The sequence below is a fragment of the Streptococcus sp. UMB1203 genome (assembly GCF_030217725.1).
GTDB lineage: Bacteria > Bacillota > Bacilli > Lactobacillales > Streptococcaceae > Streptococcus.
In genome coordinates this window covers 1-15581 of record NZ_JASOOK010000017.1, presented here as the reverse complement: position 1 = coordinate 15581, position 15581 = coordinate 1, and the positions used below count along the sequence as shown (strand labels likewise).

The window sequence follows — 15581 nt, the reverse complement described above, 5'->3', positions numbered from 1 at the left end:
TCACTTTCCTCCCTCTGTTAAACTAAAGAAGACTTCCTCTAGTGAAGAAAGATTTTTCATCACTTCTTGTAAAGTCCCTTTTATAAGAACTTTGCCTTTATTTATGATGACCACATCATCTGTTACTGCTTCCACTTCCGATAATATATGAGATGATAGCAAGACTGTTTTTCCTTCTTGAGCTTGTTTTTTTATAAACTCTCTAAACCACCGAATTCCTCTTGGATCTAACCCATTAGTCGGTTCATCCAATATCAGGTACTGAGGATTTCCTAATAGAGCTGTTGCAATCCCCAAGCGTTGTCCTTCTCCTAATGATAATTTTCCAATTTTAGATTTTTTCTTATGACTAATATCCACCATATCCAAGACTTGCTCAATTCGCTGACTGGATATCCCATTACTAGCAGCAACAATTTTCAAATGTTGATAAACAGTCCGATCATCAGGAGCACCTACACTGTCAAATGAAGCTCCTACAGTTTTTAGAGGAAATTTTAATTCCTTATAAGTTTGATCTCCAATTTTGGTAAGACCAGATGTTGCTTTGTCTAATCCTAATAAAATACGTAAGGTTGAACTTTTACCAGCTCCATTTGGACCCAGGAAAGCAGTCACTTTACCTGCTTTTGCTTCAAAAGAAATATCTTTTAAAATTTGAGTTTGGCCATACGACTTACATAAATTTTTAATGGTAATACTTTGTTCCATAGATGTTCTCCTATTCTATTTAATATTTCTAAAAGTAACTATATCTTATACACTCATTTTCGGATTTTTTTCAGAATTTAGAGAGTAAAAAAGATTTAATACTCAATGAAAATCAAAGAGCAAACTAGGAAGCTAGCCGCAGGCTGCTCAAAACACGGTTTTGAGGTTGTAGATAAGACTGACGAAGTCAGTCACATATATACGACAAAGCGACGCTGACGTGGTTTGAAGAGATTTTCGAAGAGTATAAAATTTTGTTTCATTTAATTATCTATATTTGTGTAAATTTAAAAGCCCGATGTTTCCATCAGGCTTCTTTTTTATCCATGTACACGTTTCATATAGTCTTGGTAACTTTCGGTATCCATGAGTTTTTTAGCGTTCTTGACGCGGTCTGCTGTTGGTGGTTTAACCCCTTCGAGCGAATAAGGAATTCCCAATTCACGCCATTTGAACTCACCCATGGTATGATATGGTAGAATTTCAAACTTATCCACATTTTTGAGAGTCTTGACGAACTTACCAAGTTCAATCAAGTCATCATCTCTGTCTGTCAAACCTGGAACTAGCACGTGGCGAATCCAGACAGGTTTCCCGATATCTGATAGATACTGGGCACAGGCCAAGATATTTTTATTGGTTTGGCTAGTGACAATTTTGTGCTGTTCTTCGTTGATTTCCTTGATATCCAAGAGAACCAAGTCAGTAACAGCCATGAGTTTGTCAAACTTCTCAAGGTAACGTGGTTTATTACGGAAAGGAAGGGCACAGGTATCCAAGGTACAGTGGATTCCTTGTTCCTTAGCCTTGGTAAAGAGGGCAATCAAGAAATCAATCTGCAAGAGGGCTTCCCCTCCACTGACTGTAATCCCACCCTTATTCCCCCAGAAACCGCGGTAGCGCAAGGCCTCTGTCAAAACATCATCTACCGTCCGTTCACGTGATTTATTGGACTCCATAGCCCAAGTGTCTGGGTTGTGGCAATACTGGCAACGCATGTGACAGCCCTGCAAAAAGACAATAAAGCGAATACCAGGGCCATCTACCGCCCCAAAACTTTCTGTCGAATGCACCATTCCTGTCACTTGTCCATAATCAATTGTTTCTTCAGACATATCGTTACCTTCCTTGAAAACGTTTTATAGTTTTATTATATCACGACTTGAAGGAAAAACAAGATTTTTGCCTATTTTTTAGAAAGCAATCTGTTTTTCAATTTCATTTTCAATTACTTATCATTTTATTCTTCAAAATCAAAGCCATATAAGGTTGCAAAATAGTCCTCAGGGCGCTCCGCACGGCGGATTTGACGGGCTTTACCTTCTTCGGTATAGAGGATTTCCGCAGAACGAAGTTTGGCGTTGTACTGGTATCCCATTGAAAATCCGTGGGCACCTGTATCATGAATTACCAGCAAATCACCGATTTCTGTATGAGGCAGTTCGCGATTCACTGCAAATTTATCATTGTTTTCACAGAGTGAACCAACCACATCTACTACTTCAGCTGGTCCTTCTGGATGAGTCATATTGGTAATATGGTGGTAGGCGCCGTACATGGCTGGACGCATGAGGTTGACTGCTGATGCATCCACACCTAGATAGGTACGGTAGGTTTCCTTCTTATGAGTGACTCTTGTGACTAGAGCCCCATGAGGTGCCAACATAAAACGACCCAATTCAGTGAAAATCTTGACCTGACCAAGACCTGCTGGCGTAAGGACCTCTTCATACACCTTACGAACTCCCTCACCAATCAAGGCGATATCGTTCGGCTCCTGGTCTGGACGATAGTTAACACCAATACCGCCAGAAAGATTGATAAAGTCTAGCGAAATACCCAACTTTTCCTTGATTTCAACAGCCAATTCAAAAAGCTGACGCGCCAACTCTGGATAATAGAGATGGGTCACGGTATTGGACGCTAGGAAGGAGTGAATCCCAAAAGTCTTGGCTCCTTTTTCCTTCAAGATGGCAAAAGCTTCAAAGAGCTGGTCCTTGGTCATGCCAAACTTGGCTTCTCCAGGATTATCCATAATATCTGTTCCTAGCTCAAAAACGCCTCCAGGATTGTAACGACAAGAGATAATTTCTGGAATGCCTGCTGCTCGCTCTAGATGTTCAATATCTTCAAATGCATCCAAGTTAATGGTCGCACCCAATTCACGCGCATAGGCGTATTCCTTGTCTGGCGTGTTGTTTGAAGAGAACATAATCTCAGAACCAGGGAAATCCAGTTTATGGCTCATCAAAAGCTCCACATAACTAGAGCAGTCCACACCACAGCCTTCCTCTTGGAGAATTTTCAAAATAGCTGGTGTTGGAGTAGCCTTAACTGCAAAATATTCCTTAAAGCCTTTGTTCCACGAAAAGGCTTGGTTGACGGCTCTTGCCTTCTCACGAATTCCCTTCTCATCATACAAGTGAAAGGGAGTCGGGAACTCGGCAACAATCTTTTCTAAGTCTTCTTTATTGATAAATGGTGTTTTCATAAGTTTCCTTCTATTCTATTTGCAAAGAAAGGCTGGGACAATCGTTCCAACCTTTAGTTCTATCTCTTATTTATCTTCGTCAAAGATATTGCCAACCTCAACATCGATGGCTTGGTTCTTGACATCAATATTGGTTACCTTCAAGAGTGACTTGTAGTCAAACTGCTTTTCACGTTCTTCTTGGGCATTGTCCGCAAAGACCGCTACACCTGCCAATTCTGAGTCGAATTCACGCAAGAGACTGATCATCCCGTTGACAGTTCCACCGCCTTTCAAGAAGTCATCCACAATCAAGACACGGCTGCCTGCCTTGAGACTACGTTTTGAAAGGAACATTTTCTCGATACGGTCACCACTTGAACCGGATACATAGTTGACGCTGACAGTTGAACCTTCGGTAATTTTCAGGTCACGGCGCACAATAACAAAAGGAACATTGAGGACATTGGCAACTGCATTTGCAAGTGGAACACCCTTAGTCGCTACGGTCATAACCGCATCAATTTTTTGATCCATAAAGCTCTTGGCAATAATGCGGCCAATATTTTTCAAGATGGCTGGTGTGCTAAGTAAATCAGATAGGTAGATGTAACCACCTGGCAAGATACGGTCACTTTCTGACAACTTGGCACGCAAGTCCTCAACCATTTCCTTGGCATCATGGCTTGAGATTGATGGTGTGAAAATGACACCACCACCAGCACCAGTTACTGTCTGGATATGACCGATTTCAATTTCCTCAAAGGCGCGTTTGATAATAACGATATCCTCTGAGATGGATGATTTAGCAGATTCATACTTTTCAGCAAAAGTATTGAGACTAGTTAGTTTATAAGGATTATTAATCAAATAGTTGGAAATGACAACCATCCGATCACTTCTTCTTAATTTCATTTCTATTTCCTACTTCATTTAATTTTGATATTTTATCTATTATACCATATTCACATAAAAAAACGAACATTCTTATCCTAAAAAATGCTCATTTTTCTTAAATTATTAATCTAAATCTGGTTTATAGAATGAACGATTGTCCATAGCGAAGATTTTATTGGTCATCTCTCCTTCATCCACCAAAGCAAGAGCTGTTGACATCATCATCATGCTTGCATCCAGATTATCAATCATATGGATAATCTCTGCTTCCATAATGCGTGGACGGACTGGACTTCCATACTCAAGCAAGCCGTGGTGACTAAGGATGACGTGACGAAGCAGAACGACTTCTTCCTTGGTATCATCGATACCGAGTTCCATCACTGTCTTGGTAATTTCACTATCAATCAGAGCGATATGCCCAAGAAGATTGCCTCGCACTGTGTACTCGGTCTGGTCTGGTCCCGTCAACTCGATGACCTTAGCCAAGTCATGCAGCATAATCCCTGCATAGAGCAGGCTCTTATTGAGCTGAGGATAGATTTCGCTAATGGCATCTGCCAAACGCACCATGGTTGCCGTATGATAAGCCAAACCCGTTTCAAAGGCATGATGGTTGGTCTTGGCTGCTGGATAAGAGTAAAATTCCTTATCATACTTGGTGTAGAGATTTCGGACAATTCGTTGCCAAACAGGATTTTCAATTTTGAAAATCATTTGCGACATGTAGTCACGGATTTCCTTGACATCAACTGGCGACTTGACCTTGAAATCAGCTGGATCATTGGGTTCACCAGGCTGAGGCAGGCGGAGGGTAATTTGATTGACTTGAGGGGTATTGTTATAAACTTCTCGGCGTCCTTTCATGTGGACAACCTTACCTGCGGTAAAGGCCTCAACGTTATGAGGTTGGGCATCCCAGAGCTTCCCTTCAATCTCGCCACTATCATCTTGGAAGGTAAAAGCTAGGTAGTTTTTCCCAGCGCGAGTTTGTCTCAGGTCAGCTGACTTGATTAGGTAAAAGCCTTCAAATAGCTCATCTTTTTTCATGTGACTAATCTTCATATTCTTCCTCATCTTCTTGGAAATGGAGTAGATCAAGCGCAGGCTCACCTTCTGACAACTCAATGTGACGGAGCGTCCGCTCGATAGCTGTGGTACGACGGTTTAATAATTCATCAATATTGCCAGAGGCATGTTGGAGGTGTTTTTGTGCCTTGACCAGAATGCCACCAAACTTGCCAAACTCGGTCTTAACACTGGCAAGAGTCTTGCTAATATGGTCAGCACTCTTTTGGATATTGAGAGTCTTGAAGCCAACTGATAGAGAGTTAAGCAGGGCTGATAGGGTACTTGGACCTGCGACAATAATCTGCTCTTCCCGTCTCAAGTCATCAAAGAAGACCGGATTGCGGACGATTTCTGAGTAGAGACCTTCTGTCGGAACAAACAAAACTCCAAAATTGGTAGTCCGAGGCGGTGCTATGTACTTGCTCTTGATATCCTTGGCAAAGCGTTTGACGCTGGCTAGGAGCGACTTACGACAGCGTTCGATCTCGTCCTTGTCACCCGCTTCATAGGCTTCTTCTAAGCGGTAATAATCTGCCAGTGGAAACTTGGAGTCAATCGGTAAGTAGACATATTCCTGGTCACCCTGTCCGGGCAACTTGATGGCATACTCCACTCGTTCACTAGAGTTTTCAACCGTTGCATATTCTCGTTCGTACTGGGCAGGTGTCATGATGTCTTCGATGATTTGCCCCAGTTGCAATTCACCCAGAATCCCTCTCGTCTTGGTTCCTGAGAGAACCTTGTTAAGAGCTCCAACATCACGGGCAACTGTCTGCATTTCTCCAAGGCCACGATTGACAGACTCCAGTTGTTTGGAAACTGTCTCAAAGGAGGCTTGTAAACGCGTCTGCAAGGTCTTTTCTAGTTTTTCCTCGACTGTCTGGCGCATTTGCTCCAAACGTTGCTCATTTGATTCCTGCAGGGCTTGGAGACGTTGGTCGGTCTTGTCTCTGGTTTGGAGGAGATTCTCAGTCATTTCTTGACGTACCTGAGTCAAGCCTTGGTGCAATTCAATTCGCACTTCTTGCAAACGGTCGCTGACAGCCACTTCCAAGTCTTTTTGATCCAACTGACTGGCTTGTCTGGCTTGTTCAAAGCGGTAATCCAACTGGTCTGACAAGTGATCTGCCTGATCCTCCAAGCTCTTGCTGAGATGTTTTTCCTGTTTATCCTGCCTCTGCCAAATCAGAAAGAGTCCAGCTAGGTTGGCAATCAATAACAGAACAAGTAAACTTTCCATCCTACCTCCTGTCCTTGCTATGCAGCACGACCACATAGCCTTCTGGGCAAGTCACCGACACTTCCCTATCTATATATTCGTTAGAAGCGTACACTTTTTTAAAGAAAAAATTTTCCTCTGTCAACTCATACTTGGCACCAAGAATGGTCAGCTGGCTATCCCGAACTGGCATAAAAGCTAGATAGTCGTAGTCTGAACGGGGTTCTAGCTGACTGGTTCCTTCTGGACAATAGGCAATCAAGTTTTGCCCATCCTCAATCGCTATCTGACGCATATGGGGAGCCAACTTGGTATTGCTAGGCAAAAAGACATTGGCCAGCATATGGTCAATACGGCCACCAAAAGCACCGAAAATAGTGACCTGAGCCTGAGGATTTTGTTCAAAGATGGTCAAGAGAGCCAATTCCAAATCGGTATCATCTTTTTCTGGTTGAGCTTGGACAAAATACTGGGCACGTTTTTGAATCACCTGTCGCTCTTCTGCACTGACAGAATCAAAATCTCCAACTGCTAGAGTAAGAGGAAGGTTTTCTTCCAAGACCCAGAGTGAGCCTCGATCCACACCGACAAAGCAATCAAAGTCCGTCCGGTAGTGACCACGGTCTCCGCCAGCAAAAACTGCAACCCTAGTCCAGTTGTTTTCTGAGAGTTTGTACTCGCTCATTGACATCTCCCTTAAAGACATAGGAACCTGCTACAAAAACAGTCGCACCAGCTTCTTTGGCTTGAGCAATAGTTTGGTCATCAATCCCACCATCCACTTCAATCTCAAAGTTCAAACCTTTTTCATAACGAAGGGCAACCAACTCACGAACCTTATCCATGGTTTCTGGTAGAAAGGCTTGACCACCGAAGCCAGGGTTAACTGTCATGACTAGGACTTGGTCAACTAGATGAAGCACATGCTTAATCGCTTCAACTGGTGTACCAGGATTGATAACAACTGATGGCTTGACACCGAGTGAACGAATTTTTTGGAGAGCACCATGAATATGAGACGTTGCTTCTACATGGATACTGATAATATCCGCACCTGCACGCGCAAAGTCCTCTAGATGATGTTCAGGATTGGAGACCATCAAATGGCAGTCAAAGACCATCTTGCTATGAGGACGAAGACTCTCGACCACACCCGCACCAAAACTGATTTGCGGTACAAAATGACCATCCATGATATCGATATGGGCATACTCTGCCCCAGTTGCTTCTAGACGTTTGATTTCACGTTCAAAGTTGGCATAATCTGCTGCCAGAATTGACGGAGCAATCTTGTATTGAGACATAGGTTTCTCCTTATTTTGGAATTTTTTTGCTGACCTTTTGATAGGTTTCTCTGCGATTTTCAATTTCGCTAAGGAATTGCAGGTAGTTGTCAAAACGGAAGGTTGCAACAACTCCCTCTTCGACAGCTGGCTTGACTGCACAAGACGGCTCATGGGTATGGGTACAGGTACGGAATTTGCAGTCTCGGCTAACACTAGCAATCTCTGGAAAGGTCTGATTGAGGTCTTCCGCCGTTGACACTTCATAATCCAGCGATGAAAAACCTGGTGTGTCTGCGATTTTACCCCCATTGAGGTTGTAAAAACTAACTGCTCGAGTAGTGTGGCGCCCACGACCCAGACTGTCTGAAATTTCCCCTGTTTCAAGATTAAGGTCTGGTGCGATTTTATTGAGAAGAGTTGATTTCCCAACGCCCGTCTGCCCCATAAAGACTGTCACCTTGCCTGTTAACAAAGGCAGGAGTTCCTCTTTACTGGTCACAAAATCATAGCCGATGTCACCATAAGTCTGTTCATAAAAATCCAGTTCTCCTCTATCTTCCAACAAATCCATTTTGGAAATATAGACGATGGGATGGATACCCTTGTGTTCCAAGAGAACCAAGAAACGATCCAGCAAATTGCTGTTAAAATCAGGTTCCTTGACGGACATAATTACCACAGCTTGGTCAATATTGACAATGGGCGGACGGACCAGACTGTTTTTCCGTTCGTGAATCTTGAGAATATAGCCTTCTGAATTTTCCTCGGCAGAGAAATCTACCCAGTCCCCAACGTAAGGAGTATGGCCTTTTTTACGGAAATTTCCACGCGCGCGTGTTTGATAGACCTGGCCATCACTCTCTACATAGTAGAAGCCTGCCAAGGCTTTAATAATTTGTCCCTGCATCTTAGAGTCCTTGCCCTTTAAGCGCGTCTGCTAGACTGGCAAATTCTGCCAAGCTGAGAGCTTCCCCACGCACACTTGGTGACAAGCCTGCCTGATCCAAAGCCTTGGTCAGCTTGTCCTTGACCTCTTCAGTCTTGCCAAAGTAACCTGTCAAGTTATTCCACAAGGTCTTGCGGCGATGGGTGAAACTTGCCTTGGCAACCTTAAAGAAGAAGTTCTCGTCTTCCACTGCTACAGCTGGTTCTGGACGGCGCACCATTTTCAAAATAGCTGAGTCCACATTTGGCGCTGGCACAAAGACCGTACGAGGCACGATAAAGGCAACCTTGGCTGTCATATAATACTGCACCGCGATCGACAAGCTACCGTAGGCCTTGGTGTTTGGCTGGGCTGAAATGCGGTCTGCCACTTCTTTTTGCATCATGACCACAAACTCACTAAAAGGAATGCCACTTTCAATCAAGTGCATGAGAATAGGCGTCGTAATGTAGTATGGCAAGTTAGCCACTACCTTAATTGGCAAATCAGGATTTTTGAAATTCTGGATATGTTGCGCCAAATCAACCTTAAGAATATCCTCGTTGACTACGGTCACATTGTCAAAATCACGCAAGGTATCTGCTAAAATCGGTACCAAACGGTGGTCAATCTCAAAGGCCATGACTTGAGCCGCACGCTCAGCCAAAAACTCCGTCAAGGCACCAATCCCTGGCCCGATTTCGATAACATTGACCTGGTCATCAATTTCAGCCGTATCCACGATCTTTTGAAGGATATTAGTATCCGTCAGGAAATTTTGCCCAAAGGATTTTTTAAAGGTAAAACCGTGACGCTCTAGCACTGCCTTGGTCACGCTATAATCTGCAATTCTCATCTATTCTCTTTTCTATCTATCTGTTACTTCTATTGTAACACATTCCCCTTGTATTTGGGGTCTGCTTAGCTATTCTCATAAGATTTCATAGCTTCTTCCACTTCTGCCAAGGTAATCCCAAACAACTCTAAGCGCTTGAGGAGTTGCTTGCCGTTAGAATAGCCGATTCGGAGAGCCTCTCCCAGATATTCTCTGCGTTTACGGCTATCTGCCCCTGCTAGAAAACCAAGGCGAATCAAGTCGCTACGACTGATATCAAACTGACTCTCATGTTCAAATTGTTCTGTCACCTGAGCTAGAGCTGTTTTCAGGTCTTCATAGCTAGCATGTTCAATTCCCAGAGAACGCCCCTTGGTTTTGGACTTGGGAACAGCTTCATCTCGTTTGAGGAAGGCATGCTGAACTGTTGGAATGGCCGTCATAATCATGCGGCGAATCCGCTCCCCATTAAAATCTGGATCTGTAAAGACAATGACTCCATGACGTTGGTGCAAGCGCTGAATCCGCTCTATATCCTGATCATTAATGGCAGAACCTCGGGTTTCATAGGTCTCTACATCGAAGTAACGTTTGAGATTGGCCGTATCATCGCGGCCTTCTACCACGATAACTTGGGATATTTTTTCTTTCATTACTTGCTGTCCAATCCAAAAATTCGTTCTGCATTTGCGGTTGTTATCGCCGCTAGCTCTTCTGTAGTCATACCACGTAAGTCGGCGATAAAGTCCACTACATAGCGAGTGTAGGCTGTTTTATTTTCACGACCACGTTTAGGAACAGGAGCCAAGTAGGGAGCATCCGTTTCCACCAAAATCTTGTCCAAAGGTAACTCTTTAGCTGCTTCTTGGATGTCAGTTGCTTTCTTAAAAGTCACCACTCCTGAGAAGGAAATAGTCATGCCAAGCGCGACAAACTTCTCTGCCCACTCAAGCGTCCCTGAAAATGAGTGCATAATCCCACCACGAGGACCAACGCCCTCACTTTTGATAATCTCATAGGTATCTTCCAGCGCATCACGAGTATGGACAACAAAAGGCAAATCCAAGTCCTTAGATAATTGAATCTGACGGCGAAAAACCTGCTCCTGCACCTCTTTCGGTGCTGTCATCCAATGGTAGTCCAAACCAATCTCACCCAAGGCAACTACCTTGGGATGCTTGAGCTTATCAAGCAAGTAGACTTCAATCTCCTCCGTGTAAGTCCCTGCTTCTGTCGGATGCCAACCGATAGTCGCATAGAGCTGATCATACTCATCTACCAACTCCAAGGCACGCTCAATCGTCGGTTTATCAAAACCAACAATATTCATCTGTGTCACACCCATCTCAGCAGCCAAGGTAATTTCTTCTGCCTCACGACCAGCAAATTCTTCTACATTCAAGTGTGTATGTGTATCAAAAATCATCTCTTCTAACCTCGTTTTCTATATTCTATTATACCAAAAAACTGACCTCTCTCCTCATCTGTACAAAATATTCTAAAATCCATCGTCGTCTCTTGACGCTATTTTTCCAAAGCAGTATAATAGCACTTATTGAAATTTTCAGAAAAGGAAAATGCCATGTTTACAAAATTAAAACAGACCTTTATCGGTCGTCCTCTTAAGTCCTTAACCGAAGGCGAAGGGGGACTACTAGGAAAAATGCAGGCGCTAGCCATGTTATCAAGCGACGCTCTCTCCTCCATCGCCTATGGACCTGAGCAAGTAGTCCTCGTCTTGGCTAGCCTCTCTCCTTTAGCTATATGGTGGAGCCTTCCTATCGGCCTCTTTGTCCTCCTGCTCCTAGCTAGCCTGACCATTTCCTATCGTCAAATCATCCACGCCTACCCTCAAGGGGGCGGGGCATATATGGTTACTCGAGAAAATCTATCTCCCCAACTTGGCTTGATAGCTGGAGGCAGTCTTCTGGTTGACTATATGTTGACCGTAGCGGTATCTGTTGCTTCTGGAGCTGACGCTATCACAGCAGCTCTCCCTGTTCTCCACCCTTACAACCTCCACATCTCCATTTTTCTGGTTTGCTTGCTCATGCTCTTGAACTTACGGGGCTTAAAAGAATCTGCCAGCTCACTGATGATTCCTGTCTATCTCTTTATCATCAGTACTGTCTTTCTCTTGCTCTATGGAATCTTTCAACTAGTGACAGGTTCTCTCAGCTATCAGGCTACTTCACCTATTGGGCATGCTGTTCCAAGCCTGTCTATCGTTCTCATTCTAAGAGCTTTTACCAGCGGATCTGCCTCTCTGACAGGGGTTGAAGCTATTTCAAATGCCGTTCCCTTTTTCAAGGCTCCAAAAGAAAAGAATGCCGCTCAAACCTTGACCATCATGTCACTAATTTTAGGTTTTCTTTTTGCTGGTATCACCTTCCTAAACTACTGGATGGGGATTCTGCCTCAACACGGAGAAACTATTCTTTCACAGATGGCTCAAGGCATCCTTGGCACTTCCTTCTTAGGCCACCTTGGGTATTATGTCTTCCAATTCTCCACAGCCTTGATTTTGGCCGTAGCTGCAAATACTGGCTTTTCGGCTTTCCCTATGCTGGCTTACAATATGGCTAAAAACAAATACATGCCCCATCTCTTTATGGAAAAAGGAGACCGCCTAGGCTACTCTAATGGAATTTTAACTCTGGCATTTGGGGCTATGATTCTTCTTCTCATTTTTAATGGTAATACCGAACGTTTGATTCCCCTTTATACTATCGGGGTCTTCGTTCCCTTCGCCCTATCTCAGACTGGGATGATTCGCCATTGGAAAAGGGAAAAAGGAGCAAATTTCTTAAAACCTGCTCTTGCTGATATCCTTGGAGCTATCATTTGCTACGCGATTGTGCTAATCTTGCTCTTTTTCCGTCTCAGTGATATCTGGCCTTTCTTCCCGATTATTCTCGTACTCACTCTACTCTTCTTGGCGATTCACAGTCATTACCAAAAAGTGGCCCAACAACTGCGACTCTATGAAGGCATCGAAAAACGTACCTACGACGGCAATCTAGTTCTCGTCCTAGTAGGAAATGTCACCTGCGTCAGCATTGGAGCCATTAACTACGCTCAAAGTATCGGAGATGAAGTCCTAGCCATGCACATTTCTACTAAGGAAACAGCAGAGAAAGACCAAGAAATTCTCCAAGAATTTGCCGATTACTTCCCAACCATTACTCTGAAGAACATCAAGACCAGCTACCGCGACATCATCACGCCTACTGTCAAGTATGTCAAACGAATCTCTGAGGATGCCCAGAAAAAGAACTATACAGTCACTGTCCTCGTTCCCCAGTTTATACCCAATAAACCTTGGCAAAATATCCTGCACAATCAGATGAGTCTCAAACTCAAATACGCCCTTCGTTGGCACCAAGACGTCGTTGTCGCTAGCTACTCCTATCACTTAAAAGAATAAAGAAAAGGCCCTACCAGAAGCAAGAAGCTCTGGTAAGGCCTTTTTCTGAATCCAGTCACTATGCTTATACTCAATGAAAATCAAAGAGCAAACTAGGAAGCTAGCCGCAGGCTGCTCAAAGCACTGCTTTGAGGTTGTAGATGAAACTGACGAAGTCAGCTCAAAACACTGTTTTGAGGTTGTAGATAAGACTGACGAAGTCAGTCACATATATACGGTAAGGCAACGCTGACGTGGTTTGAAGAGATTTTCGAAGAGTATTAACTGAAAAGAATGACTAGGAATATTATTGAATGTGGTTAACTAAATCTTCCTGAGCTTTTTTATTTGACTCAGCTTTTTCTTTCAGCCATTTTTCATAGAGTTCTTGGTACTGTTTAGCAGTTACTGGCTCTTTTTGCAATTCAACATATTTGTAGTTATCTGCATTTCCTTTATGACCAACGAATGAGAATGGTCCTGTAAACGGTACAGTCTTACGGAAGATTGGGTTAGCTCCACCGCTTTGAACTGGTAGGAACAAGGCGCTATCTGTCAACCAAGCTTGGGCTTCAGCATATTTTTCATAGCGAGCTTGAGTATCTGTGATTTCTGCGTCTGCCTGATCCAAGAGTTTCTTGTAGTCAGCAAGACCAATCTTGTCCTTAACTTCCTTGTCTTTTCCTTCAGACAAGCCCATGTTTTTCAACTGAGAACCTGTCTCTGGATTAAGGATATCTAGGTAAGTTTTAGGATCTGAGTAGTCTCCACCCCATCCTGAAATGTCAATATCGTAGTCTTTTTGTTCTGCTGTATCTGCAAAGTAGGTTGCTTGGTCTTTTTCATCTGGAGAAAGTTGGATAACGTCGATGACCACATTCTCCTTACCAAGAGTTTCTTCCACTGTTTGTTTGAAAGAGCCAGCTTGTTGCACATCTAACTTAGCAGTCTGGTCAACTGGCATATCCAAATGAATTGGGAAAGTTACTCCCTGAGCTTGCAGACTTTCTTTGGCCTTAGCAAACTTCTCTTTGGCCTTTTCAGGATTCAAGAAGGCTTGCTTACCATCGTTTAGGTCGATATTCGCCCAATCTTTACCGTAGTTGACAATTTTCTCATTAACAATATCACCGAAGTTCTTATCGCCAACTTGGACAAAGTTACTTGGTGTAACCGTGTTACGCAAGATACGGTCTGCTCCATCTTCACCATTTGTCTGCGCTGCATAAGCATGACGGTCAAAGGCAAAATTGATAGCCTGACGGAAATCTTTATTTTGCATAGCTGCGCGTGAATCTGTCTTTTCCTTATCAGACTGTTTCATAGTCTGCTTGTAACTTTGACGATTCACGTTGAAAAGATAGTAGAAAGTAACTGAGTTTTGCGGTGTGTAGGTAATCTTGTCCTCATTCCCCTTCTTGAGTTCAGCAAAGACTGAACTTGTTGGGAAGATACGGCCATCTGTATAGTTACCATCCAAGAAACCTCTAGCAATGCTGTCTTGGTCAGAACCGTCAAAGAAAGAGAGTTTCACTTTCTCGATTTTAACATTGTCCTTATCCCAGTAATTAGGGTTTTTGTCAAGTTCAATCAAAGATTTGGATGTGAATGATTTAAATAAGTAAGGACCATTTGACAAGATACTTGATGGTGTCACACTTCCAAAGTCATCTCCCTGAGACTTCAAGAAGGCTTCATTTACAGGACTAAGGATACTTGCTGTTGTTTTAGAGTTCCAATAAGTCTCAGGTTGGTTGAGAGTGTATTGTAGCGTGTAATCATCCACTGCCTTAACACCAACAGTTGCAAAATCAGATGATTTCCCTTCAACATAGTCTGCTAGTCCCTTGATAGAGTCTTGAACCAAGTACAAGTTCTCAGCTTTTTTATCAGCCGCATACTTGAGACCAGTCACAAAATCATGAGCCGTCACATCCGCATACTCTTCTCCTTCAGAAGTGTACCATTTAGCTCCCTGACGGATTTTATAAGTGTAAGTCAAACCATCTTTTGACACGGTCCATGACTCAGCCATAGAGGGGATGAGATTGCCATACTGGTCATTTTCCAACAAACCATCAACCAAGTTGGTTGTGATACTAGATGTAGAGTCTCGTGTAGAGGTAATGTAATCCAAGGTATCAGGGTTGCTGACAAAGATATAAGAGTATGTCTTGTCTGCATTGCTTGATTGAGATGACCCGCATGCCGCTAGAGCTAGACCTGCTGTCAAAGCCATAGCTCCAAAAAGCATAACTTTTGATTTCTTCATGATTATTCTCCATTTTTTACAGTATGTGAAATATTATACACTATTTGAGCAAAAATATAAAGCCTTTTTGAACTTTTTTACAAAAATAAAAATCAGTAGACTCGAGTTCCTACTGATTTTTGTTATGGTTCGTTTGGATTATGCAGCCAAAACTTTGCGTCCTTTACGACGACGAGCTGCCAATACGCGACGACCGTTTTTAGTTGACATACGGTTACGGAATCCGTGTTTGCGCGCACGACGAAGTTTACTTGGTTGATAAGTACGTTTCACGATGAATACCTCCTCATAGATTTTGTATTCGTTTAGCCGGCTATAAAGTGATCAGTTACTAAACATACTTTACTATTCTATCTGATTCTTTCACTTTTGTCAATAGCTCTAGGCAAATGTTTCTAGCTTTTTCAAATGTGGTAACTTCTCAAAGTAACTTCCACTTGCCTGACCAAAGTGGAAATTAGTCTAAAACGGATTTTTATGGTGGAATTA

General features: G+C 43.1%; 15 protein-coding genes. 1 reads left to right on the top strand and 14 read right to left on the bottom strand.

Translation table 11 applies throughout. The annotated features are described in order from the left end of the window. From QP439_RS05710 to QP439_RS05655, 12 genes are all read right to left on the bottom strand, one after another. Nucleotides 1-711, bottom strand: a complete 711-nt coding sequence (locus QP439_RS05710; protein ID WP_020901990.1) for an ABC transporter ATP-binding protein — start codon at nt 709-711, stop codon at nt 1-3. A 320-nt stretch (nt 712-1031) separates the two neighbouring features. Next, nucleotides 1032-1826, bottom strand: a complete 795-nt coding sequence (gene pflA, locus QP439_RS05705; RefSeq protein WP_004255837.1) for a pyruvate formate-lyase-activating protein — start codon at nt 1824-1826, stop codon at nt 1032-1034. A 125-nt stretch (nt 1827-1951) separates the two neighbouring features. Continuing rightward, nucleotides 1952-3202, bottom strand: a complete 1251-nt coding sequence (locus QP439_RS05700; RefSeq protein ID WP_084953028.1) for a diaminopimelate decarboxylase — start codon at nt 3200-3202, stop codon at nt 1952-1954. 66 nt (nt 3203-3268) lie between these two features. Beyond that, the gene (gene purR, locus QP439_RS05695) at nt 3269-4096 is read right to left on the bottom strand and encodes a pur operon repressor (protein ID WP_004238844.1); all 828 of its coding nucleotides are present in this window, start codon (nt 4094-4096) and stop codon (nt 3269-3271) included. A gap of 105 nt (nt 4097-4201) precedes the next feature. Then, nucleotides 4202-5143: a 3'-5' exoribonuclease YhaM family protein gene (locus QP439_RS05690; protein ID WP_285388562.1), complete on the bottom strand. Its 942-nt coding sequence runs from the start codon at nt 5141-5143 to the stop codon at nt 4202-4204. Then, on the bottom strand, nt 5133-6389 hold the full coding sequence (locus QP439_RS05685; RefSeq protein ID WP_000444776.1) for a DNA recombination protein RmuC: 1257 nt from the start codon (nt 6387-6389) through the stop codon (nt 5133-5135). The genes QP439_RS05690 and QP439_RS05685 overlap by 11 nt, the downstream gene beginning before the upstream one ends. A gap of 1 nt (nt 6390) precedes the next feature. Further along, nucleotides 6391-7053 (bottom strand): thiamine diphosphokinase, encoded by a 663-nt coding sequence (locus tag QP439_RS05680; protein WP_238096251.1) that lies wholly within the window; start codon nt 7051-7053, stop codon nt 6391-6393. Beyond that, nucleotides 7016-7672 (bottom strand): ribulose-phosphate 3-epimerase, encoded by a 657-nt coding sequence (gene rpe, locus QP439_RS05675; protein ID WP_238096253.1) that lies wholly within the window; start codon nt 7670-7672, stop codon nt 7016-7018. The genes QP439_RS05680 and rpe overlap by 38 nt, the downstream gene beginning before the upstream one ends. Nucleotides 7673-7682: 10 nt before the next feature. Next, a complete protein-coding gene (rsgA, locus tag QP439_RS05670; RefSeq protein ID WP_285388556.1) occupies nt 7683-8561 on the bottom strand; it encodes a ribosome small subunit-dependent GTPase A in 879 nt (292 codons plus the stop codon). Between the two features lies 1 nt (nt 8562). Further along, the gene (rsmA, locus tag QP439_RS05665; RefSeq protein ID WP_020901983.1) at nt 8563-9435 is read right to left on the bottom strand and encodes a 16S rRNA (adenine(1518)-N(6)/adenine(1519)-N(6))-dimethyltransferase RsmA; all 873 of its coding nucleotides are present in this window, start codon (nt 9433-9435) and stop codon (nt 8563-8565) included. A gap of 65 nt (nt 9436-9500) precedes the next feature. Next, nucleotides 9501-10067 (bottom strand): ribonuclease M5, encoded by a 567-nt coding sequence (gene rnmV / locus QP439_RS05660; RefSeq protein WP_285388551.1) that lies wholly within the window; start codon nt 10065-10067, stop codon nt 9501-9503. Beyond that, complete coding sequence (locus tag QP439_RS05655; protein WP_203180733.1) at nt 10067-10840, bottom strand: TatD family hydrolase; 774 nt, start codon at nt 10838-10840, stop codon at nt 10067-10069. Before QP439_RS05655 ends, rnmV begins: the two co-directional genes overlap by 1 nt. A gap of 156 nt (nt 10841-10996) precedes the next feature. Here QP439_RS05655 and kimA point away from each other — a divergent pair, with 156 nt between their 5' ends. Next, nucleotides 10997-12841, top strand: coding sequence for a potassium transporter KimA (gene kimA / locus QP439_RS05650; RefSeq protein ID WP_285388546.1), 1845 nt, complete (start codon nt 10997-10999; stop codon nt 12839-12841). Between the two features lie 286 nt (nt 12842-13127). On the opposite strand, the gene QP439_RS05645 is transcribed toward kimA, so the two are convergent. After that, on the bottom strand, nt 13128-15092 hold the full coding sequence (locus tag QP439_RS05645; RefSeq protein WP_285388543.1) for a peptide ABC transporter substrate-binding protein: 1965 nt from the start codon (nt 15090-15092) through the stop codon (nt 13128-13130). Between the two features lie 138 nt (nt 15093-15230). Then, complete coding sequence (gene rpmH / locus QP439_RS05640) at nt 15231-15365, bottom strand: 50S ribosomal protein L34 (protein ID WP_000831905.1); 135 nt, start codon at nt 15363-15365, stop codon at nt 15231-15233. Nucleotides 15366-15581 lie beyond the last annotated feature (216 nt).

Bases quoted from the DNA above. Each gene is read 5' to 3' on its own strand.
- QP439_RS05710 (WP_020901990.1), bottom strand. From the start codon at position 711: ATGGAACAAAGTATTACCATTAAAAATTTATGTAAGTCGTATGGCCAA.
- pflA (WP_004255837.1), bottom strand. From the start codon at position 1,826: ATGTCTGAAGAAACAATTGATTATGGACAAGTGACAGGAATGGTGCAT.
- QP439_RS05700 (WP_084953028.1), bottom strand. From the start codon at position 3,202: ATGAAAACACCATTTATCAATAAAGAAGACTTAGAAAAGATTGTTGCC.
- purR (WP_004238844.1), bottom strand. From the start codon at position 4,096: ATGAAATTAAGAAGAAGTGATCGGATGGTTGTCATTTCCAACTATTTG.
- QP439_RS05690 (WP_285388562.1), bottom strand. From the start codon at position 5,143: ATGAAGATTAGTCACATGAAAAAAGATGAGCTATTTGAAGGCTTTTAC.
- QP439_RS05685 (WP_000444776.1), bottom strand. From the start codon at position 6,389: ATGGAAAGTTTACTTGTTCTGTTATTGATTGCCAACCTAGCTGGACTC.
- QP439_RS05680 (WP_238096251.1), bottom strand. From the start codon at position 7,053: ATGAGCGAGTACAAACTCTCAGAAAACAACTGGACTAGGGTTGCAGTT.
- rpe (WP_238096253.1), bottom strand. From the start codon at position 7,672: ATGTCTCAATACAAGATTGCTCCGTCAATTCTGGCAGCAGATTATGCC.
- rsgA (WP_285388556.1), bottom strand. From the start codon at position 8,561: ATGCAGGGACAAATTATTAAAGCCTTGGCAGGCTTCTACTATGTAGAG.
- rsmA (WP_020901983.1), bottom strand. From the start codon at position 9,435: ATGAGAATTGCAGATTATAGCGTGACCAAGGCAGTGCTAGAGCGTCAC.
- rnmV (WP_285388551.1), bottom strand. From the start codon at position 10,067: ATGAAAGAAAAAATATCCCAAGTTATCGTGGTAGAAGGCCGCGATGAT.
- QP439_RS05655 (WP_203180733.1), bottom strand. From the start codon at position 10,840: ATGATTTTTGATACACATACACACTTGAATGTAGAAGAATTTGCTGGT.
- kimA (WP_285388546.1), top strand. From the start codon at position 10,997: ATGTTTACAAAATTAAAACAGACCTTTATCGGTCGTCCTCTTAAGTCC.
- QP439_RS05645 (WP_285388543.1), bottom strand. From the start codon at position 15,092: ATGAAGAAATCAAAAGTTATGCTTTTTGGAGCTATGGCTTTGACAGCA.